Annotated in this window: 21 protein-coding genes and 1 tRNA gene; 13 read left to right on the top strand and 9 right to left on the bottom strand. The window is 43.5% G+C overall.

Annotation, left to right across the window (positions count from 1 at the left end; all coding sequences use genetic code 11):
* From HOO90_RS04295 to HOO90_RS04285, 3 genes are all read left to right on the top strand, one after another.
* A partial coding sequence (locus HOO90_RS04295; protein ID WP_292839811.1) for a type I secretion C-terminal target domain-containing protein occupies nucleotides 1-4,728 on the top strand: 4,728 nt, incomplete at its 5' end.
* A 223-nt stretch (nucleotides 4,729-4,951) separates the two neighbouring features.
* A tRNA-Ser gene (locus tag HOO90_RS04290) sits at nucleotides 4,952-5,042 on the top strand.
* 152 nt (nucleotides 5,043-5,194) lie between these two features.
* A complete protein-coding gene (locus HOO90_RS04285; protein ID WP_292839808.1) occupies nucleotides 5,195-5,389 on the top strand; it encodes a hypothetical protein in 195 nt (64 codons plus the stop codon).
* A 38-nt stretch (nucleotides 5,390-5,427) separates the two neighbouring features.
* Here the strand turns inward: HOO90_RS04285 and xseA are convergent, their stop codons facing one another.
* Nucleotides 5,428-6,669, bottom strand: coding sequence for an exodeoxyribonuclease VII large subunit (xseA, locus tag HOO90_RS04280; RefSeq protein ID WP_292839805.1), 1,242 nt, complete (start codon nucleotides 6,667-6,669; stop codon nucleotides 5,428-5,430).
* Between the two features lie 71 nt (nucleotides 6,670-6,740).
* Here xseA and HOO90_RS04275 point away from each other — a divergent pair, with 71 nt between their 5' ends.
* The 8 genes from HOO90_RS04275 to HOO90_RS04240 all read left to right on the top strand — a co-directional run bounded on the left by HOO90_RS04275 (nucleotide 6,741) and on the right by HOO90_RS04240 (nucleotide 13,846).
* Nucleotides 6,741-7,250 (top strand): disulfide bond formation protein B, encoded by a 510-nt coding sequence (locus tag HOO90_RS04275; protein ID WP_292839802.1) that lies wholly within the window; start codon nucleotides 6,741-6,743, stop codon nucleotides 7,248-7,250.
* 23 nt (nucleotides 7,251-7,273) lie between these two features.
* The gene (gene cysM, locus HOO90_RS04270) at nucleotides 7,274-8,161 is read left to right on the top strand and encodes a cysteine synthase CysM (protein WP_292839799.1); all 888 of its coding nucleotides are present in this window, start codon (nucleotides 7,274-7,276) and stop codon (nucleotides 8,159-8,161) included.
* Between the two features lie 43 nt (nucleotides 8,162-8,204).
* Nucleotides 8,205-9,956, top strand: coding sequence for a hypothetical protein (locus tag HOO90_RS04265; protein WP_292839796.1), 1,752 nt, complete (start codon nucleotides 8,205-8,207; stop codon nucleotides 9,954-9,956).
* A 52-nt stretch (nucleotides 9,957-10,008) separates the two neighbouring features.
* Nucleotides 10,009-10,227, top strand: coding sequence for a hypothetical protein (locus HOO90_RS04260; RefSeq protein WP_292839793.1), 219 nt, complete (start codon nucleotides 10,009-10,011; stop codon nucleotides 10,225-10,227).
* A gap of 48 nt (nucleotides 10,228-10,275) precedes the next feature.
* On the top strand, nucleotides 10,276-10,695 hold the full coding sequence (locus HOO90_RS04255) for a YdbL family protein (RefSeq protein ID WP_292839790.1): 420 nt from the start codon (nucleotides 10,276-10,278) through the stop codon (nucleotides 10,693-10,695).
* Nucleotides 10,696-10,742: 47 nt separating this feature from the next.
* On the top strand, nucleotides 10,743-11,513 hold the full coding sequence (locus HOO90_RS04250; protein ID WP_292839787.1) for a 3'-5' exonuclease: 771 nt from the start codon (nucleotides 10,743-10,745) through the stop codon (nucleotides 11,511-11,513).
* A gap of 130 nt (nucleotides 11,514-11,643) precedes the next feature.
* Entirely contained in the window at nucleotides 11,644-13,014 is a 1,371-nt protein-coding gene (gene rlmD / locus HOO90_RS04245; protein ID WP_292839784.1) for a 23S rRNA (uracil(1939)-C(5))-methyltransferase RlmD, read from the top strand.
* Between the two features lie 130 nt (nucleotides 13,015-13,144).
* Nucleotides 13,145-13,846 carry an OmpW family outer membrane protein gene (locus HOO90_RS04240; protein WP_292839782.1) on the top strand — a complete coding sequence of 234 codons (702 nt, stop codon included), beginning with the start codon at nucleotides 13,145-13,147 and terminating at the stop codon, nucleotides 13,844-13,846.
* Nucleotides 13,847-14,161: 315 nt separating this feature from the next.
* On the opposite strand, the gene hemN is transcribed toward HOO90_RS04240, so the two are convergent.
* Nucleotides 14,162-15,538, bottom strand: coding sequence for an oxygen-independent coproporphyrinogen III oxidase (gene hemN, locus HOO90_RS04235; protein ID WP_292839814.1), 1,377 nt, complete (start codon nucleotides 15,536-15,538; stop codon nucleotides 14,162-14,164).
* Nucleotides 15,539-15,819: 281 nt separating this feature from the next.
* Here hemN and fnr point away from each other — a divergent pair, with 281 nt between their 5' ends.
* Both fnr and HOO90_RS04225 read left to right on the top strand, forming a co-directional pair.
* Nucleotides 15,820-16,551: a fumarate/nitrate reduction transcriptional regulator Fnr gene (gene fnr / locus HOO90_RS04230; RefSeq protein ID WP_292839780.1), complete on the top strand. Its 732-nt coding sequence runs from the start codon at nucleotides 15,820-15,822 to the stop codon at nucleotides 16,549-16,551.
* Nucleotides 16,552-16,591: 40 nt separating this feature from the next.
* A complete protein-coding gene (locus tag HOO90_RS04225) occupies nucleotides 16,592-17,455 on the top strand; it encodes a radical SAM protein (protein ID WP_292839778.1) in 864 nt (287 codons plus the stop codon).
* Between the two features lie 4 nt (nucleotides 17,456-17,459).
* On the opposite strand, the gene ubiM is transcribed toward HOO90_RS04225, so the two are convergent.
* From ubiM to HOO90_RS04190, 7 genes are all read right to left on the bottom strand, one after another.
* Nucleotides 17,460-18,644 carry a 5-demethoxyubiquinol-8 5-hydroxylase UbiM gene (gene ubiM, locus HOO90_RS04220; RefSeq protein ID WP_292839776.1) on the bottom strand — a complete coding sequence of 395 codons (1,185 nt, stop codon included), beginning with the start codon at nucleotides 18,642-18,644 and terminating at the stop codon, nucleotides 17,460-17,462.
* Nucleotides 18,645-18,647: 3 nt separating this feature from the next.
* Entirely contained in the window at nucleotides 18,648-18,920 is a 273-nt protein-coding gene (locus HOO90_RS04215) for a FixH family protein (RefSeq protein ID WP_292839774.1), read from the bottom strand.
* A gap of 45 nt (nucleotides 18,921-18,965) precedes the next feature.
* Nucleotides 18,966-20,507 carry a cytochrome c oxidase accessory protein CcoG gene (ccoG, locus tag HOO90_RS04210; RefSeq protein WP_292839772.1) on the bottom strand — a complete coding sequence of 514 codons (1,542 nt, stop codon included), beginning with the start codon at nucleotides 20,505-20,507 and terminating at the stop codon, nucleotides 18,966-18,968.
* Between the two features lie 71 nt (nucleotides 20,508-20,578).
* The gene (gene ccoP / locus HOO90_RS04205; protein WP_292839770.1) at nucleotides 20,579-21,484 is read right to left on the bottom strand and encodes a cytochrome-c oxidase, cbb3-type subunit III; all 906 of its coding nucleotides are present in this window, start codon (nucleotides 21,482-21,484) and stop codon (nucleotides 20,579-20,581) included.
* Nucleotides 21,485-21,526: 42 nt separating this feature from the next.
* Nucleotides 21,527-21,664: a cbb3-type cytochrome c oxidase subunit 3 gene (locus tag HOO90_RS04200; protein ID WP_292839768.1), complete on the bottom strand. Its 138-nt coding sequence runs from the start codon at nucleotides 21,662-21,664 to the stop codon at nucleotides 21,527-21,529.
* Between the two features lie 31 nt (nucleotides 21,665-21,695).
* A complete protein-coding gene (gene ccoO, locus HOO90_RS04195) occupies nucleotides 21,696-22,322 on the bottom strand; it encodes a cytochrome-c oxidase, cbb3-type subunit II (RefSeq protein ID WP_292839766.1) in 627 nt (208 codons plus the stop codon).
* Nucleotides 22,323-22,333: 11 nt separating this feature from the next.
* Nucleotides 22,334-22,896, bottom strand: a 563-nt coding sequence (locus HOO90_RS04190) for a cbb3-type cytochrome c oxidase subunit I (protein WP_292839764.1), incomplete at its 5' end; no start/stop codon positions are given.

Genomic DNA, 22,896 nt, shown 5'->3' with positions numbered 1-22,896 from the left:
AACGTCCAAGAACCACCGACCGCCACCCCAAGCACCTCAAGTGGCAATGAAGACACGCCAATTGCGGTCGGCTTAAGCGGCACAGACCCCGACGGCACCGTGACCAACGTCACCGTGACGACATTACCACCGGTCACCCAAGGCGTACTCTACCTTGCAGACGGCACGACCCCGGTATTGGCCAACACCCCAATCACCGCTGCACAAGCGGCGACCTTGGTATTTAAACCAGCACTGAACTACAACGGCCCGGTCACCATTCCCTTCACCGTCACGGACAACGAAGGCAATGTATCAACGCCCGCCAATGAAGTCATTACTGTTAATTCTGTAAACGATGCGCCAGTTGGCTTTGCAGACAGCGCTACTAAAGTTGAGGGTACAACTACTCTGCAAGCTTCTGTATTGGCAAATGATAGTGATGTTGAAGGAAGTCCGCTAACGGTCAGCCTGTTTGCAACCAACACCTCTGGTGCAAGTACACAGGTGGCTAATGGCAGCAACACTGTGACTACAGCTTTAGGTGGAACAGTGGTGATGAATACAGATGGTACTTATACCTATACAGCCCCAGTATTAAGCCACTCACTTGCTTCGACTGGAATTGCTGATAGCTTTGCTTATAAACCTAATGATGGCAGTTTGAACTCTGCAGCTTGGACAACGGTAACAATTAACGTCACGGATTCTGTCCCAATTGCTAATAACGATGTGGATAGCGTGGGTATTAATAGTACAGTCTCAGGTAATGTGATTACCGGTGCGGGTGGAGTAACAGCAGATACACTTAATGTTGATGAACCACATAGTTTAACCAACGTGGTGCTTACAGCAGGTACACAAGTTTCAAATACATTGGGAGCTGGCAACGTGCGCACGATTGTAACCACAAGAGGTACTTTGGCGATAGACCAAGATGATGGTAGTTATACCTATACTGCAAGTGTTTCACCTATAGTAGTGACAAACCCAACAGGTGCCGCAAGCTTTACTGCGCAAGGGATTAACTTGTTTGGTTTTGAAGGCACTTCGCCATTTACTGGTGCTAATCTTAATTTGGCACAACTCACTGGCGCAGCAGGCACGACCAATGCTGGACGCGTACGTTTTAACGCTGGCGCGGCTAACGGAGTTGGTGTTGATGATACTGCAGGTGGCGGTAATACCTCTGATAGTATTGAGAATGGTCAAGAGTTAGTCATTAATCTAGGTGTTACTTCTAAGTCAGTTAGTATTAATTTAACGGATTTAGTCACTGGTGAGCAGGCTGTGTGGCAAACATTTAATGCTGCAGGCACTTTAATCTCGAGCGGGACTACTGCAGGTGTTGCAAGTGGATTAACTAATATTAATATTTCCACTGGTACTGCAATTAGCTATGTTCTAGTGCGCTCTACCTCTGCTGCTGTATTTAAAGTCGACGGAATTACAGTAATCCCTGAGCCATCAGGCGTGTCAGATGTGTTTACCTATACGCTAACAGATAGCGATGGCGACACTTCAAATGCAACGCTTACGATGAATTATGATACAACTACGACTACAAATAGCGATACTGCAACGGTATATGAATCAGGCATCAATGCCAATGGCACTCAAGCCGGTGGTACACAAGAAGCACAAACCATTGAAATTGCAACAGGTAATGTTTTGGCCAACGATACTGGTGTATCGAGCTTTAGTACTCTCACAATCTCTGGCGGCGCTATTACAGGTGGAACGGTAACTGCTTCAGCGCCAGATGGCAACGGTGTGGTGACTGTCACGGTGACAGATACAACAAGTGGCTCACGCACAATCGCAACTATAACGTTATACACACAAGATTTTGGAGCTAATGTTAAGGGGGATTATGCGGTTAACTTGCTAGGTAGAACTACAGATGGAGCAGGTACAAACGATAGCTTTACAGTTAATTACACGCTCACTAACTCAGTATCAGGCGAGGTGGATAATGCAAGTCTTACAGTGGATGTGGTAGATGATGTGCCTACTGTGCAAGATGCCATTGTGCAGGTTCAGCAAGGCGTGCTGCCAAAACAAAACCTGGTATTTGTAATAGACAGTTCTGGCAGTATGGCTGGCGAGGTTAAAAACGTTGCAGCAAACGGCACAGTTACCATTCAAAACCGCCTGCAGGCAACACAACTTGCGGTAGCTGCTGTGATTAACGAATACTTTAGTCAAGGCGGCAACATCAGCGTTACCTTGATTGATTTTGATGCTACAGCTGCTAATAGAGGTACTTATACCACAGCGGCTTCAGCCATTGCAGCGCTTAATAATCCTGCGAACTTTACAGTTGGGGGCAGTACCAATTACGAAGCTGCGTTAACAGTTGCGCAAGCTGCAATGACGCCACCAGTTGTTGGTGAAAGATACACGACCTATTTTATCTCTGACGGTGTGCCTACTGCTGGTGATACTACTGACCCGGCAGCAAATGGGTACCGTGCTTTTGCAACGGCAAATAATATTACAACCTATGCAATTGGTATTGCATCAGACATCTCTAACCCAACAGAATTGAATAATATTCATAACGTTGATAGTGATAATAGTGGTGTTAAAGATGCTGCAATTATTGTAACAAACGTGGCGACATTAGATGATGTTTTGTTGGCTTCTGTACCTACCAGTTTTGGTGGTTCTGTGGCGGGCAGTACAGCTAATTCTAGCCTTAACTTTGGTGCGGATGGCGGCTACATTAGTCAATTAATTATGCGCTTAGATACTAATGGTGATAATGTGCCTGATGCGGATGTTACATTTAACTTTAACCCAATAACAGGGGCAATTACTATGGTGGGGGGTGGTGCACCTCAAGTAGGTATCCCATCACCCAGCGATACGCTCACTTTAAATGACGCTCGTGGATTTGAAGATGGTATCTTGATATTCAACTTTAGAACGGGTGAATATGTATACCAAACTGCTGGTTTTGCAACAGAAGGTGAACAGTTTGACATTAAATTTACCGCTACCGATGGCGATGGTGATACCGCTAGCGGTAAACAAACAGTGCAAATTGTCGATGGAAAACCTGATGCTAATAACGACATTGACACATTGCGAGGCGGACAGACATTCTTTGAAGGCAATGTCATATCTGCCATTGGGACTGATGGTGGCGATAGTGTCGCACTCACTTCCTTTAGCAGTAATCGCTCTGGCGAGGATAATCCGGGCGACGGTGGTAAAGTGTCATCCATTGTGTTTAAAGGTGTGACATTTGACTTAACTGCCTTAGTTGGTTCAACCCCAGCATTGGGTGGTAACTACACAGTGACTAACGTTGGTGGGGTGAATACTCTCACTTGGACAGCTAGCACAGGTGGATCATCCTTAGTGTTTAATGCTTCAGGTTATTACAGATACACCCCACCCACAGCTGAAATTTCTAACAATGTAGTCGGCGCGTCAACAAACTATAATCTTGATACTGCTGGTAACATTACCACTGCTGCAACCGCAGGGTTGACACTTACTGCAATAGCTAGAGCAAGTGCTACTGAAGGTAGTGCAACTGTGAACCCTGTCCTTGGTGATGGTACAGGCGTCACTGGTGGTGGAAATAACAACAACAAGATAGATGATTTGGAAAGCTTGGTGATTACATTTAACACAGCGCTTCATCCGCGTGGAGTTCAAGGTGTAGTGCTTAAAGTAGACAGCAACAGTAATTTAGGCGGTACTAACGCATTTAACTACAATGTGTATGATGTGCATGGTGATTTAATTGGCCAATTTGCATCCAACGCAGAAGGTAACGTAACAATACCATTTGCAGGTATCGGTAAGATAATTATTGATTCAGGTACTATAGACACTAGTTCATACCCAGGCAGTGAAGGCAGTATTTTCTCTGTAAGTTACCAAACAATCTTGGCTACAGCTGGTACGCCTGCACCTGCACCAGAGGTAATAAACTATACTCTACGTGATACTGACGGTGATACATCAACAGCAACATTAACGCTGAATAATATAATTGATGATTTCGTAGGTACTGCGGCTAACGACACCATCAACGGCACCGCTAAAAACGAAAATATTTCTGGCTTAGCGGGCGATGATACGATCAATGCTGGCGCAGGCTTTGATATTGTTCGTGGTGGTGATGGTAACGATATTATTAATGGTGATGCTAACGATGACCAACTTTACGGAAACGCAGGCAACGATACGATTAGCGGTGGTACGGGCAAAGACCAAATTTATGGCGATGCTGGTAACGACACCTTAAATGGTAATGATGGCGATGACTTCATATCAGGTGGTGCTGGCAATGACACGATTACTGGTGGTGCTGGCAATGATGTGATCATTGGCGGTGCAGGTGATGATAATCTTACCGGTGGGTTAGGTGCGGATGTGTTCAAGTGGGAGTTGGGTGATCAAGGTGCAAAACTTAGCCCAGCTAAAGATATCGTGACCGATTTTGATTCAGTAGCAGGTAATTTAGGTGGCGATGTCCTAGATTTGCGTGATTTACTGGTAGGTGAAAACACGGGAAATCTTGCAAATTATCTACATTTTGAGAAGTCTGTCTCAGGTTTGGATACCATTATTCACGTAAGTAGTAATGGTGAGTTTGCTAACGGTTTTAACGCAAGCAAAGATGTTCAAACCATTACACTGAATAATGTAGATTTGATACAAAGCTTTACGAATGACCAAGATATCGTAGCGGATTTAATTAGTAAGCAAAAGCTGATTACTGATTAACTTTAAGCTGGAGTTCTAAATTGAGAAAGGCCATGTAGTTGCATGGCCTTTCTTATTTTTAAAAAGAGACGCTTTGACTTACACCTAAAATCGTACCAATTTTTAATAAGTAAAATCAGTTTAAAAATCATTTATTCGTTCGAATGGTGCTATTTTTTATGGACAATAGTATTGTGCCTTGGCTACGTGCGATATAATGCGACCGTTTCTTAAAGTAAAATTAGGACGAGTGGCTGAGCTGGTTGAAGGCACCACCCTGGAAAGGTGGCACAGGGGTAACTCTGTCGCGGGTTCGAATCCCGCCTCTTCCGCCAATAATTGCATGTATATTATTGATTTATAAATATATTTAATTATATTATTTTTATAGTTCTTACCTAATTGATTTGCTTGCCCGTAAAAAGAGCCAAAATTACTATAATTAATTAGGTTTAATTACAAAAAATATTTTACGAGTAGTAAATAAATGACATATTTAAAGATATTCGCAAACATATTAACGATTGCAGCATCATTATTTCTATTGGTAGGTTTGTGGTTTGTATTTACAAGAGGGCAGTCATTAGCCGATCTAATCGCCCAAGTTGCGTTTTTCTATGTAGCGATTGCGGCATTCAATAAGGTGGTATTGGGCTTGCCAACGTTATGGCATAAACTTTAATTTCCTTGCCCGGGGGTGTAAATAATTTTGTGTAAACGTCATTTGGCAGGAAACTGTTCGCTCGTTTTATTGATAGTTGCCTCGGCAGAACCTCTGCCAAACGTTAGTTTTACTTGATCTTTCTCATTTAATTGCTGGCTCGAAGTGACAATTTCCCCCAGTTTGTTTTGTACAAAAGCGTACCCACGTGTAAGTACCGCTTGTGGATTCAAGTGTGTGAGGTTCTGACTCAGGCGCAGTAAATCATGTTGTTTGTGTTGAATCTGCAGGTGAATTGCATTGTTGAATCTATAGTTCAATTGAGAAAGTTGCGATTTTTGTTGTTCAATCAATTGCAATGGTGAAATCAGTCTGCGGGATAAATAATCTAGGGTTTGCTCACGTTGGTTAAGCTGATATTGCATTGTTCGCATTAACTGTTGATTAAGTTGACTGAGTGCATTTATTAGATTGTCACGAGACGGTGTGACTAATTCTGCCGCCGCGGTTGGCGTTGCGGCACGTACGTCGGCAACAAAATCGCAAATAGTAAAGTCGGTTTCATGGCCAACACCACTAATGGTTGGAATCGAACATTCAGCAACAGCGCGCGCCACGATTTCTTCATTAAATTGCCACAAGTCTTCAATACTGCCGCCACCACGACAAATAATCAGTACATCACATTCTGCACGCTCGTTCGCGACTTGAATCGCATCTGCAATCTGTGAGGCAGCTCCTTTACCTTGTACTGGGGTGGGATATATCACAATTGGAATACTTGGCATACGCCGCTTTAGCGTGGTCAGCACATCGCGCAAGGCAGCTGCGTCGGGTGAAGTGACTATGCCGATTTTCTTCGGCTGGGTCGGCAATGGTTTTTTTAGTGACGCATCAAATAAACCTTCATGTTGAAGTTTTGCTTTGAGTTTTTCAAAGGCTTCAAACAGCATGCCTAAGCCTGCGCGCTGCAGATATTCTATGGTTAGCTGAAAATCTCCACGTGCTTCGTATAAGGTAACCGTACAGCGAGCTTCAACTTTATCACCTTCTTTTGGCGCCCAATCCAAGTAGCTGTTACGGCCCTTAAACATCACACAACGTACCTGCGCATGGGTGTCTTTAAGCGAAAAATACCAGTGACCGCTGGCGGCACGGGTGAGATTAGATACCTCGCCCGATACCCAAAATAAAGGGAAGCTTTGCGTCAATACTTGATTGGCTAAACGATTTAGCTCAGAAACAGTCAGAATTTTTGCAGTGCGAATTTGCTTTTCGGCAAACAAAGTAGGTTCAGTCATTCGGCGTTATCAATTACAATGTTCAATAGTGCAATTATAGGCGTAGATTCAACTCAATAAAGGTATTTGATATGACAACACACATTATCAACCAATTTTTAAAAGGCAAGGCTGGCTATCTGCTTGGTTTCGTCGGCTCTTTTGGTTTAGTCGGTTTGGCTTTGTGGATACAAACACGTTATCAATTAAATCCTTGCCCACTGTGCATCTCACAACGCATGATATTTATGGGTTTAGGCGTTTTGTTTTTAATTGCCGTGTTTTTTAAGCCAGCTAGTATCGTCAGTAAACTATTCACATTGTTGCAGGTGTTAACCGCATTAGGCGGTGCAGGTGTGGCGATTCGCCATTGGTGGCTACAAGCGCATCGTGAAAGTGTCATTGCTGATTGTGGTGTTGGTTTTGATTATATGTTTGAGAATTTCCCGTTAAAAAAAGCATTGACATTGGTGTTTCGTGGCACGGGTGATTGCGCGGCGATTGATTGGACCTTATTAGGGTTGAGTATTCCACAAATGGCGCTAATCGCTTTTATTGGCTTCGGTGTATTTGCCGTTTATTTGGCTAAAATTAATAAATAAAAAATTAAGTATAGAAACCCAATATGTATAAAACATTAGACGATTACGTAGGTAACACACCTCTAGTTAAATTACAGCGTTTGGCGGGCAATACCAGCAATACAATTCTGCTGAAACTGGAGGGCAATAATCCAGCGGGTTCGGTTAAAGATAGACCTGCCTACAGCATGATTACCCGTGCCGAAGCGCGAGGCGATATTAAGCCTGGTGATACCCTCATTGAAGCTACGAGCGGCAATACAGGCATTGCACTGGCGATGGTGGCGGCCATGCGTGGCTATAAAATGATATTGGTGATGCCAGAAAACCAAAGTATGGAGCGACGTCAAAGCATGCGCGCTTACGGAGCTGAGCTGGTACTCACGCCAAAAGATGGCAGCATGGAATTGGCACGCGATGTTGCCATGAAACTGCAAGCTGAGGGCGAGGGTATGGTGCTAGACCAGTTTGGCAATTCCGATAATCCACTTGCTCATTATGAAGGTACTGGCCCCGAAATTTGGCGCGATACCGCAGGCAAGATAACGCATTTTGTTTCAAGCATGGGCACCACAGGCACGATTATGGGCGTATCACGCTACTTAAAAGAGCAGAATCCAAACGTGAGAATTATTGGCGTACAGCCTGAAGAAGGCAGCCAGATTCCAGGCATACGCAAATGGCCAGTAGAATATCTGCCCAAGATATATGATGAAAAACGTGTGGATGAATTACGCTATGTCAACCAGTACAATGCAGAAAATGTCACAAGAAAGCTCGCAACCGTAGAAGGTGTTTTTGCTGGAATATCCAGCGGTGGCGCGCTCTACACGGCCTTGCAGCTTGCAAAAGAAGTGGAGAACGCCGTGATTGTGACCATTGTTTGCGATCGAGGTGACCGTTATTTATCCACAGGAGTTTTTCCAGCTTAAAATGTACCGTCAGTTTTCAATTGTTTGCGCCTTATGGCTAAGTTTGTTTTATCAGCAAGCTTATGCCATCAGTGCCATTCATATTCAAGTTGGCGCGGTCGATGCCCCCGCCGGTAAGCTTAAAAATGCACAATTTCAGGTGGATTTGAAAGGGGTTGAACCAACCTTGAAATTGAAAGCAGAAGTTAAGCCAAGCAACGAAAAAAGTTTCATCGCTTTTGATTTACAATGTGGGCAATTCAATACTGAAAAAATTGGCCATGTCGAATGCCTAAATGGCAGCTTGGTGTCTAAGCAGATTAAAGCGCCATTTTCAGTGCATTTCGTGAGTTATCCCAATGACTTTTCACTTGATATTTTATTTAATGCGGCCAGCTTCACTGATGAATCGGGTCTGCATGCGGGCGAGAACCTGACGGGTCAAGTCAAACTAGCTGCAAAAAACAGCCAAAATACCTGGCAGTGGAATGGTTTAATTCGTTGGGATAAAGGGGAGTTGTTCTGGCAGCCTTTTTATTTTGGTAAAGCAGGTAACCAGTTTGAGATTAATGGTACGTTTAAACAGCCAATGCTGACGATTGAAAATGCCAGTTTGCTGGTGAATGAAGTTGGTAAAATGCATGCGAATGCCCAAATTAATACACTCACTAAAACAGTTGAAGATATAAAAGTTAGTGCAAAAGATGTTGATTTTGCGGGCTTGTATGCGGTATTTTTAAAGCCGATGGCTGAAAAATCAGTCTTTGGTAATTTGGATGTTTCAGGCAAAGCGGATTGGCAGTTCGAGATTAAAAATCTAGAACCGACAAGTTTTGAACTCAATTTGCGCGATGCCAATATTGACGATAAAAATGGCAAGTTTGCCTTTAGTAATATCAATGCGCATTTACCTTGGGATTACAACAACGCCAAAACAGTTAAAATCGACTATAAAAGCGGGCATTTGCTCAAAATGTCTTTGGGTGATACACATTTGAATGCCGAAATCAATCGTTATTCCTTTACAGCACCACAGCTCACATTGCCGATTCTTGATGGTGCTCTGAATTTTACCGATTTATCCGCCGCTGTAATTGCCGATAATTGGTACTGGCATTTGGCCATGAACTTAACACCGATATCCATGAATGAGTTTAGCATGGCACTTGGCTGGCCCACCATGCAAGGTAAAATTTCAGGGCAAGTGCCGCAAGTAACTTATGCAGGCAAACAGTTAGTAATGGATGGCGCCATGACTTTTAATGTGTTCAGCGGTACAGTGGGCATGGATAATCTTAAGATTGATGATCCACTCGGTGTGGCGCCGCGCTTGCATGCGGATTTGCTAATGCGTAATTTGGATTTAGGGGATGTTACCCGTACCTTCAAATTCGGTGATATTGAAGGTAAACTGGATGGCGATGTTAAAAATATGGTGCTGGAAAACTGGAAGCCGGTGTATTTGGATGCGTATATTCGCACTGGTGAAGGCAAGCATTTAAAGAAAATTTCTCAGCGTGCGGTTGAAAACATCACGGCTTTGGGCGGCGAGGGCACTGCAGCGGCACTGCAACGCACTTTTTTACGTTTTTTTAAAGAATTTAATTACGATAAGATAGGCTTAAGCTGTAAATTACGTCAAGATGTTTGCGAGATGGGTGGTGTTGAGTCAACCGCAACGGGGTACATCATCGTTAAAGGTAAAGGCATCCCGTCGGTCAATGTTAATGGCTTCACGCAAAAAATCAGTTTGTCTGACTTATTAGGTAGAATTAAACGAATTACTGATAGCAATACCAAAGCGATTGTGAAGTAACCTTTCAGTATTGGCATAGTCAAGGTTTTAATAGCTAGAATAAGGAAAAAATATGAACAAAAAAATTACAAAAATTACAGGGCTATTTGTAGTTGTTGCCGTTTTGTCGGCCTGTGTCACGATTAACATTTATTTTCCTGCTGCAGCGGCCGAAAAGGCAGCCGATAAAATTATCGATGAAGTGTGGCAGCTAAAAGAGGGTGCGCAAATTTCAGTTGAAAAGCCTTCAGAAGCACCTGCAACCAAGCCTGCAGATGTGCCAGCTAAATAAATGGCTAGTGTAATTAGAACAATTTCCCGCAATGCAAAAGGAATGAAAATGCAAAAATTAACAATGGGTTTTTTGGTGATGTGGGCGACTATAATCTCCATGAGTTGGGTTTATGCTGCACCGGATTTGGAGGTTAATACCCCTGCGATATCCGCAATTAAAAACAGTATGCAAGCTCGCCACAATCAGCTTGCACCGCATTATGCGAGCGGGGCAATCGGGCTAACCAAAGATGGCTTAATTGCTGTGCGTGACACAACAGCGGTGCCTTTAAAAGATAGGCAGGGTATCAATGCTTTGGTCGCGGCAGAAAATGCTGATCGCAACGCGCTGTACAAAGAAATTGCCGCTGGGAATGGTCACCCAGAATGGCGTGGTGATATTCAAGGCACGTTTGCTGGTCGCTGGATTGATAAGGCGCAGGGCGGTTGGTACTATCAAAATGACGCTGGCTGGATGAAAAAATAAATACTAATTAAATACTAATAAAGATTTGATAATAAAGATTTAATTTTATGATTCCAACCTTGGTTTTTGACATCGAGACCATCCCTGATACGGATGGGCTTCGCGTTTTGTATGATTTGCCAAAGCAAGTTTCTGCTGAAGATGTGGCTAATATTGCTTTGCATCAACGTCGCCAACAAAATGGCACCGATTTTTTGCCTTTGCATCAACACCGTATTTGTGCGATTTCCTGTGCGCTGCGCGAGGGGAACCATTTTAAGGTCTGGACGCTAGGCGATGCCGAATCTACTGAAGCTGAAATCATTCAACGTTTTTTTGACGGGATAGAAAAATACACACCGCAAATCATTAGCTGGAATGGCGGCGGGTTCGATTTGCCGGTACTGCATTATCGTGGGTTGATACATGGCATAAATGCAAGCCGCTATTGGGATTTGGGTGAGGATGATAAAGAATTTAAATGGAACAACTACATTAGCCGCTACCATACCCGCCATTTAGATTTAATGGATTTAATGGCTATGTACAACGCCCGCGCCAATGCGCCATTAGATGACTTGGCCAAGTTGTGCGGCTTTCCAGGCAAATTGGGTATGGATGGCAGCAAGGTTTGGGATGCATACAAAGCAGGCAAGATTGAAGAAATTCGCAATTATTGCGAGACCGATGTGGCCAATACACATTTGGTGTTTTTGCGTTTTCAGTTGATGCGCGGTCATCTATCACAAGCGGCATATGAAGCTGAAATTAAGTTGGTTCGTGAGACATTAAGTGGTTACAGCGCACCGCATTGGGTAGAGTTTTTAGCCGCTTGGTGAGGATAGTGTCATTGCGGACGCGTTCCGCAATCCGGTAGTCAAACCGACACAACATCCGGCAACTGGTAATTGCAATTTTGCGTTAAAATCTCACCTCACTTCGAAATTATAGAGAAATACAGGTTTTTTCATGGCACGCCGTTCTCGCAACCGCAATCAAACTCCAGTCGCACCCGAAATCAAGCTTGCCATCATTGAGTCTTTAGACCAAGAAGGCCGCGGGGTGGCGCATTTGGACGGCAAAACGATTTTTGTCGATGGCGCATTGCCGAATGAAAAAGTGACCTTTCAATCGATTCGTATAAAACCTAGCTATGAAGTTGCGAATGTTGTTGAAGTGCTAAAGCAATCAAATCAACGTGTTACGCCAAAATGTCCGCATTTTGGCTTGTGTGGCGGCTGCAAGCTACAACATCTCGATTTTGCGGCGCAAGTGGCTGCAAAACAGCGATTATTAGAAAATGATTTGTGGCATATTGGCAAGGTTAAAGCTGAAAATATACTACCACCACTGTATGGCCCAACCTGGGGCTATCGGCATAAAGCGCGTTTGAGCGTGAAATATGTGGATAAGAAACAGCGCGTATTGGTTGGTTTTAATGAAAAAGGCACGCGCTATGTGGCGGATATGAATTCATGCGAGGTGTTGGTGCCAGAAGTTTCTGCGCTGATTGAGCCCTTGCAACAAGTGATTGAGCAATTAAGTATACGTGATAAGTTACCGCAAATTGAATTAGCCGTTGGCGAAACTGCAGAAGAGGGTGGTGGCCCTGTGATTGTGCTGATATTGCGTATTATGGATGCACTTAATGCCAACGATGAAGCATTATTAAAGGCCTTTGCCAGTACGCATACCGTACAAATATGGACGCAAACCAAGGGCCCAGAAACGATTAAGCCGTTTTATCCTTTGCAAGCGCCAGCACTTAAATACCGCTTGCCAGAGTTTGATTTAACTTACCCATTCAAGCCGAACGAATTTACTCAAGTGAACCCACAAATCAACCGCGTGATGATACGCCGTGCCATGCATTTATTAGCGCCAAAACGCCATGAGGATATTGCAGATTTCTTTTGCGGTATTGGTAATTTTACGCTGCCCATCGCCCGCAGTGGTGCACAGGTATTGGGGTTGGAGGGCTTGGCGAATTTGGTCGATCGAGCTAATGAAAGCGCGGCACTCAATCAGATTGAAAATACAAAATTCGGCGTGGCTGATTTATTTAAAATGACACCAGAAACGCTTACCGAATTAGGGCGGTTCGATAAATGGCTAGTAGACCCGCCACGCGATGGCGCTTTTGAATTGGTAAAATCATTAGATGCAAGCAATAGCCCAGAGCGCATTGTTTATGTTGCATGTAATCCAGCCACTTTGGCGCGTGATGCAGGTGTGCTAGTGAATGAAAAAGGGTATATTCTAAGTGCTGCTGGGGTAATTAATATGTTTCCGCACACTGCACATGTAGAATCAATCGCACTGTTTGTGCGTGCTAACTGATATTGTTGCTAAAAAACAACGCCTAGCTATTTTCATGTGTCTAATTGATACATATCAAATTGCTTAGTGATATCACCTCGTAGAATTCGTACATCAAATTTGTTTGTTTATTTAAGTGGAGAGTTTAAAAATGAAAAAATCGTTATTTGTATTAGCAATGGCAGCGGCTTTTGCACCAATGTTAGCGCAAGCTGAAGCGGGTGATTGGGTTGTACGTGCACGTGCGGTAAATGTTGCACCAAATGAAGATAGTAAATTAGGTAAAACAGTTAATAATTTACTTGGTGCGCCAGTGATGTCTGCGGGTGCAGAACTAGCTGTTAGTGATAAAGTGATTCCTGAATTAGATATTTCTTATTATTTCACAAAAAATATTGCTGCTGAATTGATTTTAGCTGTAGGTACACGCCATAATGTAAGTATTCATAGTGATGCAAATCCGACAGTTGGAAACCAAGGTCTTGGTAGTGTTAATCTATTGCCACCGACGCTAACTGCTCAATGGCACTTCAACCCAGATCAAACTTTTGATCCTTATGTTGGTGCTGGTATTAACTACACTATTGTGCTTGATCGTAACCTTAAAGGTAGTGCAGGCGCAATTAACGGTAATAAGATTAAAATTGACAGTGATAGCTGGGGTTATGCTTTACAAGCAGGCTTTGATATTAATTTGAAAGATGGTTGGTTAATTAACGCTGATGTCAAATACGTAACGCTAGATACAGACGTTAAATTGAAGGGTGCTGTTACTGGAGGCGCATGGAGAAAAATCGATTCACTGGATATTGATCCATGGGTAGTTGGTATCGGTATCGGCAAAAAATTCTAAGACTCAAGAATATAAAATTAAGAGTTTTAAAATTTAAGATTTAAAGGCTCCACCTTAGCCTCTATCAGATTTGATAGGGGCTTTTTTTATGGCGTTTGCGGTTAGAATTTTTATTAGGGGTAAGTGATTCCCTTCGACAGGCTCAGGGAACGTCCACTAGATTAGTAACGTCGACTAGATTGGGGTGAATAGCTTGTAGCTCTAAGGAGCTTGGTTTAAATAGGCTAAGAACAGACTGAACAGTCTCAGGAAACGAAAAGTTTCGTTCCCTGAGACTGTCGAAGGGGTACAAACCGAGTTGAATTTACAACTTGCTTAGATGATTTTAGAAAAACGTGCGCGATTGCGGTCGGTTTGCAAATAACGGTCAAACAGCATGGCAACAGCACGTACAAAGAACCAGCCAGTTTCTGTGACTTGTAGACCGTTATCATCCAGCTCAACCATACCTGTGGCTTCTTGCTCTTTGAGTAAAGCCAGCTCATTTGCAAAGTAAGTTTTAAAATCAATCATGTAGGCCAGTTCGATGGATTCAAACTGCAGCGCACCTTGGCACATTATAGCCATGATGACGGCGCGTCTGACTAAATCATCCAGTGATAATGCAAGGCCGCGCACGACTGGGAATCGACCTTGATTAAGGTAATCGTAATACTCTTCAATGGTTTTCGCGTTTTGACTGTAGGTTGCCCCTACGCGGCCTATTGCAGAAACGCCTAGGCTGATTAAATCACAATCTGGCTGAGTACTATAGCCTTGAAAGTTGCGATGCAGCCTACCTTGTCGTTTGGCGATTGCTAAATCATCATCAGGTAAAGCAAAGTGATCCATGCCAACATACACATAACCTGCTTTCATAAAAGCTGATAAAGCACTTGAAAGCATGGTGATTTTATCTTGCGCTGCTGGCAACTCATATTCACTAATGCGGCGTTGTGGTTTAAAACGCTCGGGCAAATGGGCATAGCCATAAAGTGCAATTCTGTTTGGTCTGAGTTCAACCACTTGCGCTAAAGTGCGGGTGAATGATTCTGGTGTTTGCATGGGCAAGCCATAGATTAAATCGACATTGACCGAGTCAAAATTATAGCGTCGAGCGGCCTCAACCAATGAGAACACTTGTTCAGCAGGTTGAATACGATGCACGGCTTTTTGTACTGCAGGGTCAAAATCTTGCACGCCAAAGCTTAAGCGATTAAAGCCAAGGTCTGCCAAATGTTTCAGGCGTTGTTCATTTACAGTGCGCGGGTCGACTTCAATGGAATACTCACCGCCTGGCGCAAACACGAAGCTGCGCTTGAGCATGGTCATCAGTTCGCTGAGTTCATCATCGGAGAAGAAAGTAGGAGAGCCACCGCCTAAATGCAGTTGCGAAATGGTTTGTCCCGCACCTAGATGCTCGATATGCAAATCAATTTCACGGTTTAAATAGCGTAAATATTCTGTGCTACGTTCATGATGCTTGGTGACAATTTTATTGCAGGCACAGAAAAAACAGAGTGATTCACAAAACGGAATATGGACATAAATTGATAATGGCAGGTTGGCGCCACTGATTCTCCGCTGTTCTAGGGCTAATTTATAGGCATCTTCGGTAAAAGCTTCAACAAACCGGTCAGCCGTTGGGTAAGACGTGTAGCGAGGGCCTGAAACATCGTATTTTTGCAACATTTCTTTGGTTACGCCAGGCATGACGAAACTACTACCCGTTGTTGGGGCAAGCGTAACTAGATTTTTTTCTGGCGCAGTTAAAGTGCAATTAGTGGACATCTTAATACTCCTACTATTTCATTCAGGATGAGACTATGCCAGTTTTGCTAGTAAAACATCTTGATTCATATCAAATGATGATGCAGTTATATTTTTGAAAATTATATGCAAAACCAATCTAAAGTTAAAATTTCGCAGGATAATCTAGCAACTATTAAGCGAAAGCGGTATGCTTACAGCCATATCTCAATCGCCAGTAAAATATGAACTTAGCCCTTACCCCAGAAACCATTAAAGTCGCCTGCTCGAATTGTAATTTACGCGAGCTTTGCATGCCGGCTGGCTTTACGTCAGAAGATATGAAGAAGCTTGATGAGGTAGTGGCAACGCGCCGTCGAATCAAACAAGGTGACATGCTTTTTGGAAATGGCGATGCTTTCACCTCCCTTTATGCAATTCGCACGGGTTTTTTTAAAACCTGCGTTTCAACTGAAGATGGTCGTGAACAGGTGACTGGTTTTCAAATGGCAGGTGAAATCATCGGCTTGGATGGCATTGTGACTGACCATCATAGTTGTAATGCAGTAGCGTTAGAAGATGCAGAAGTCTGCGTGATGCCATTTGCTAAAGTGGAAGATTTGTCGCGCGAATTTCCGTTATTGCAGCGCCATGTGCATAAAATTATGAGCCGTGAAATTGTGCGCGAGAATAGTGTCATGATGTTGCTTGGCAATATGCGTGCGGAAGAGCGACTTGCGGCATTTTTGCTAAACTTGGTGCAGCGTTTGCATGCGCGTGGTTTTTCTCAGTCGGAACTGACCCTGAGAATGTCGCGTGAAGAAATTGGTAGTTACCTTGGCATGAAGTTGGAAACGGTAAGTCGTGCGTTTTCAAAATTCAGCGATGAGGGCATCATTGAAGTGAAGCAGCGTTATGTGCATATTCTTAAACCTGATGCATTGAAGAAAATATTCAATCCACAAACGTGTATTTAGTTGCTATTTTGGCGCCCAGCCATAATTTATCTCCTTTGCAATGACCCAACAAAATTTTCTCACCGTAGCAGACCACAACCGCGATGTCAGCGGCATGAAATATATTTACCCGGTAGTGTCGCGGCGTGCCGGTGGGGTTTCCATTGGCATCAATCTTAATATCAATAATGCCTGTAATTGGCGGTGTGTGTATTGCCAAGTACCCAATCTTACGCGTGGAACACCCCCAGCAATTGAATTGGATATTTTAGAGAAAGAATTGCGTGCTTTTTTAACGTATGCTTTGCATGGCGATTTTATGGAGCGCTATGTTGCGGAAGGCGATCGTCACCTGAAAGACATTGCATTTTCGGGCAATGGCGAACCCACCAGCGCTAAAGGCTTCCCGGAAATAGTGCTACTAGTGAAGAAGATACTTACAGAGTTTAGTTTATTAGAAGCAGGCCATGTTAATCCGATTAAAGTCAGGTTGATTACGAATGGCAGTTTGATGGATAAACAGGCGGTGATTGATAGTGTAAGCCATTTAGCCAGCTGTAATGGTGAGGTGTGGTTCAAAGTTGATGCGGGAACAAAAGATGGAATTGCACGGATAAATGATGTGAATTTAAATCCGGAAAGCCATATTCAACGACTTAAAAAGTGTGCTGCAGCATGTCCAACTTTTATCCAAACCTGCATGTTTGGCTTTGATGGTAAGCCACCACAAGAATCAGATATTCTGGCCTATTTGTCACTGATTTCTGAAGTTAAGGATGTTGTCCAAGGGGTGCATTTATATGGCTTGGCGCGACCTTCTTATCAGATTGAAGCCGCGAGGTTAAGCCGCCTGCCTGTGCAATGGCTAGAAGCGGTGGCACAGCGAATTCGCCAGCTTGGGCTTGTTGTTTACGTTAGTGAATAGCTCGCTAATTTAATTTAGCATCGGCTAAGAAACCTGCCACAGCGCGTTTGAAGGGTGCAATACGATTGCCAATTCGTAGTGCGCAACTTCGCAGAAAACGTGCCGGTGGACTATTGCTGCTGTAGATTTTTGCAATGGCATGTGTTGCAATAAATAGTGGGCGTGTGTCATGTCGATGTGTTTTTTCGTAACGCAATAGTCGGTTCTCATCGGCAATATCTTGGCCTGCCGCAATTGCAGCTTTAATTTCAGCAGATAAAGTGGCGACGCCTTTTAACCCAAAATTAAAACCATGCGCCGTCACAGGGTGCATGCCAACAGCTGCATCGCCGACTAAGGCAAATCGCTGTCCGATTAGGCGATTGGCATAGGCGGTCACTAAAGGGTAGGCATGCCGTGTAGAAACAAGTCGCATGGCACCAAGCCGATGTTTGAATCGTGCCGAAACTTCACGATTGAAATCTTCTTCAGGCAATTTCATTAGCCGATTCATTTCTTCGGGCGCTAGGGTAATGACTACCGATGAACGTAAGCCATTCATTGGCAGTAAAGCTAAAGTTTGCCCGTAATCAAACCATTCCCATGCAGTGTGTTCATGCGAAACGGGGTGTTCCATCACGCAGACCAGCATAGTTTTTCCAAAATCGTGCATGTCGGCTGCAATGCCCATGGCGCGTCGTGTTTCAGAGAATCGACTATCTGCGCCGATCAATAATTTCGCTTGGATGACTTCGCCATTATTAAGGGTGATTACCGCAAATTCGGCTTTCGTGGTGATATTGATTACTTGCACATCAGTTTTAAGCGTGATGGCGGTAGATTGTTTCACTGCATCATAGGCCGCTTTGCGGATGTGGTGGTTTGCGACCAAATAACCGAGTTCTGACTGCTTTGTTTGATTGTGAGAAATATTCAGTGAAAAGAGCGAGCTACCATTAAACACGCGTGCGTCACGTAGGGCTGAAATTGCATCGGGTTCTATGCGCTCCCACAAACCCATTGTACGCATGAGATTTGCCGAGTGATGAGTCAGTGCAATCTCGCGACCATCAAAAGCTGGATAGGCTAGGGCGTTTTCGGTTTGACGGTCAATGACCACAATGTTTAAATCCAATTCAGCCAATGATTTAGCAAAGCATAAGCCGGTTGGACCCGCCCCAATGATTGCAACATCGACTTGAGTTGTCATTAATTAGGGCTTATTAGTTTTATCTTGAGATGGCTTAATGCCTGTAGCTGCATGGTTGCGTGCTTGTAAAGCGGGTGCTAGGCCATCGCGTTCTGCATCCAAAGTTTTGTTAATCTCGATTCCTTTGCGATAATAATCATCATCAACTACCGGGTCTGGCCTGCTCACTGCCAAATACAAGGTAATAAAGCCCGCAATAACCACCAACAAAGGTCCAGCAATGATGAGCCATACATGTCCGTATTGCCACCATGGTTTTGTATCGAGTATTTCCATTATTTTTCCTTAATTAGTCGGTGATTACAGATTAGCTACTGGAAATTATTGTCTAGGGATTAAGAATACCGATTTTTCAGTCACTGTTTCTTTGCTTTCAAGCGCTTGAATCTCGAACTTAATTTTGTGTGAGCCAGATTTCTCAGTACCATCTGGTATTTTTAAATCAACAATAATCCAGCGTGACTCAGCTGGCTTTACTACTATTGCTCGATTTTCATCTTCTTCTTTTTCAATGTGTTTATCGTCATCTGACTTTTTGGTATGAGATTTTTCAACATATTTTTTGTCTTCATGTTTATTGCCGTGATGTTTATTTTTGGCAACTTTTGTTTCAATTTCCAAATCTTTCAGGCCGCTGACATTGAGTTGGAAAGTCTGTGTACTTTCAGTACCATTCATAATCTGCAAACGATAAACATTCTCTATCTTTCCATCACTGGTCATGCGCGCAATTACACCATCACGCACCACATCTACTCTGAAAGGTGTTCTTAACCACAAGCTTGTCAGCAAGCCTACGACTAATAATAATAGCACTGCAGAATAAATTAGAACACGTGGTCGCAGAATGCGTTGCAACATTTGCTTGTGCGACCACTTATTATCCATAGCATTCTGTGTAGAGTATTTGATTAGACCACGCTCATAACCCATTTTATCCATTACGGTATCGCAGACATCGGCACAGGCACCGCAACCTATACATTCGTATTGCAAACCTTTGCGAATATCGATTCCCGTCGGACAAACCTGCACACACAAACTGCAGTCGATACAAGCGCCAAGTTGTTTGCTATCCACATCTGCTTTGCGTGAACGACCACCACGTGGCTCGCCACGGGCTTCATCATAAGTCACAATTAAAGTGTCGTCATCAAACATAGCGCTTTGAAAACGGGCATAAGGACACATGTATTTACAGACTTGCTCGCGCATGAAGCCTGCATTGCCATAGGTTGCAAAACCATAAAATACTACCCAGAAGGCTTCCCAAGGACCAAGATGCATGGTTAAAACGGAATTGCTGAGTTCACGAATCGGTGTGAAATAGCCGACAAAAGTAAAGCCTGTCCATAGGGAGAATGCAATCCAAACGAAATGTTTAAGGGTTTTCTTTGTAATTTTATGGGATGACATGTTTGCGGCATCAAGCCTCATGCGCGTAGCACGGTCACCTTCAATTTTTCGTTCGATCCACATAAATATCTCGGTATATACCGATTGTGGGCAAGCGTAGCCACACCATAGTCTACCTGCGATTGCGGTAAATAAAAACAGTGAAAGTGCTGCGATAATGAGAATTGCCGTGAGGTATATCAGGTCTTGCGGATACATTACCAAGTTAAAAATGTAAAAGCGCCTAGCTTCCAAATCAAACAAGAGTGCTTGACGATTGCCCCAGTCTAACCAAGGCATGCCATAAAAAAACAGCTGGGTCAGCCAAATTATGACCCAGCGCCAGTTGGTAAAGTAGCCTGAAACACTCCGCGGGTAAACCTTCTCTTGCGATGCATACAGCGGAATGATGGTTTCGGTTAATGGAATCGATTTTTCCGCTGCTTTTGCTTCAGGTGCTACTTTCATGCAACCAACTTTCTAGAATCACTTACGAACTACGATACTACTACTAATTACTATTTCTAGTAATTAGTAAATTACTTGTTGTTTGAAATGCCCCAAACATAAGCCGTTAATACACGAATTTGTTCTGGGGTAAATTTATCCTTCCAAGCAGGCATTTGATTTACTTTGCCTTCATTAACACGTTTGATAATGGCCGCTTCACCTGCACCATGTAGCCAAATGTTGTCGCTTAAATTTGGTGCACCAATGTCTTGGTTGCCTTTACCTTCTGCACCATGACAGGCTGCACAAACAGCGAACTTCTCTTTACCTAAACCCGCGCGGCCTGAATCTGCGATACTGCCTGATAGCGTGAGCACATAGTTAGCAACATTTTTGACATCTTCTGCGGTGCCTACTGCTGCTGCCAAAGGCGGCATCATGCCAATGCGGCCATTTACAAGCGTTTCATGAATTTTTTCAGGGCTACCGCCGTGAATCCAGTCATTATCTGTCAAGTTTGGAAAGCCGCGACTACCACGTGCATCTGAACCATGACACTGTGCGCAGTTGTTCATAAACAAACGCTCGCCAATGGCTTGTGCTTCAGTGTTTTTAGCTAAATCTTCTATTGATAAAGCCGCAAATTTAGCATAGAGAGGCTCCAAGGCTTGATTGGCGCTAGCTACTTCTTTGTCATATTGGTTATTTTGCGTCCATCCCAATTTACCTGCAAAATTGCCTAAGCCTGGGTAAGCTGCTAAATAGAACAGTGAGAAGACAATCGTGATTACAAACATGCCCACCCACCAACGCGGTAGTGTATTGTTCATTTCACGAATATCTTCATCCCAAACATGGCCGCTGGTGTTGTCACCACTGGCACTAACCACTTTAATTTTACTGGTTAGCCACAACACTAGAGCACAGCCAAATATGCCACCTAGTGCAATGACAGTAATAAATATCGGCCAAAAACTACTTGTAAAGTCACTCATTTTATTTTCCTTTATTCTTCATCATGTGAAGTTTGCTTAAGCTTAATCTTCTTTAAAAGGCAGATTGGCTGCATCTTTAAAGTCGGATGTATTTCGATTGCGCCATACCCAGACTAGGATGCCAACGAACACTATAAAACTAATAATTGTCGCCAAAATTCTAAGTGTATTAATATCCATGCTGGGTTTCTCCTATTACTTAAGATTGAGCCTATTTTAAGTGAATGCCTAACACCTGCAGATAAGCAATCAGCGCATCTAATTCAGTTTTGCCTTTTACGTCTGCCGCAGCACTAGCAATTTGTTCGTCGGTATAAGGTACACCAACTTTGCGTAACGCTCTCATGTTAGCGGGAATTGCATCTGCATCAACTATCGCTGTTTCTAACCATGGGTAGGCAGGCATAATCGATTCAGGTACCAAGTCACGTGGGTTAATTAAGTGAATACGCTGCCAGTCATCACTATATTTTCCACCTACACGATGTAAATCTGGGCCGGTACGTTTACTTCCCCATTGGAATGGGTGGTCGTAAACAAACTCACCAGCAACTGAATAGTGTCCATAGCGCAATGTCTCAGCACGGAATGGACGTATCATTTGTGAGTGGCAGTTGTAGCAACCTTCACGTGTGTAGATGTCGCGTCCCGCGAGTTGCACTGCGGTATATGGCTGTAAGCCTTTGATTGGCTCTGTGGTTGATTTTTGAAAGAATAGAGGGACGATTTCTACTAAACCGCCAAACGCTACTGTAATTAAAATCAGCACAACCATTAAAAAGCTATTGGTTTCAATTTTTTCGTGGCTGAATCCACTTTTTTTATCATGATTTGACATAATTGTTATCCTTAAGCGTGAGCAGCAACAGGTGGAATCGCAACAACAGCAGCTTTACCGCTTGTTGCCGTTTTAATCACATTCCACAACATAATAATCATTCCGCTCAGGTAAAGCAGACCACCTAAAGTACGGATGATGTAGTACGGTTGTTTAGCTTTAACGCTTTCTACAAAGGTGTAAGTCAATGTACCGTCAGCGTTAATTGCGCGCCACATTAAGCCTTCCATCACGCCAGAAATCCACAGCGCAGCGATGTACAACACGATACCAATTGTTGCTAACCAGAAATGCAACTCAATAGCTTTGATGCTGTGCATTTGTTTTTGACCAAATAAACGTGGCACCATGAAGTACAGTGAACCCATTGAAACTAAACCTACCCAACCTAAAGCACCAGAGTGAACGTGACCTACTGTCCAGTCTGTATAGTGAGAGAGAGAGTTGACGGTTTTAATTGCCATCATTGGGCCTTCAAATGTACTCATGCCGTAGAAAGACAGTGAAACAATCAAGAAGCGCAAGATTGGGTCAGTACGTAATTTGTGCCATGCGCCAGACATTGTCATGATAC

The sequence above is a fragment of the Methylotenera sp. genome (assembly GCF_013141425.1).
GTDB lineage: Bacteria > Pseudomonadota > Gammaproteobacteria > Burkholderiales > Methylophilaceae > Methylotenera.
The sequence above is the reverse complement of the archived record's forward strand: the minus strand, read 5'-3'. Positions and strand labels throughout refer to the sequence as shown.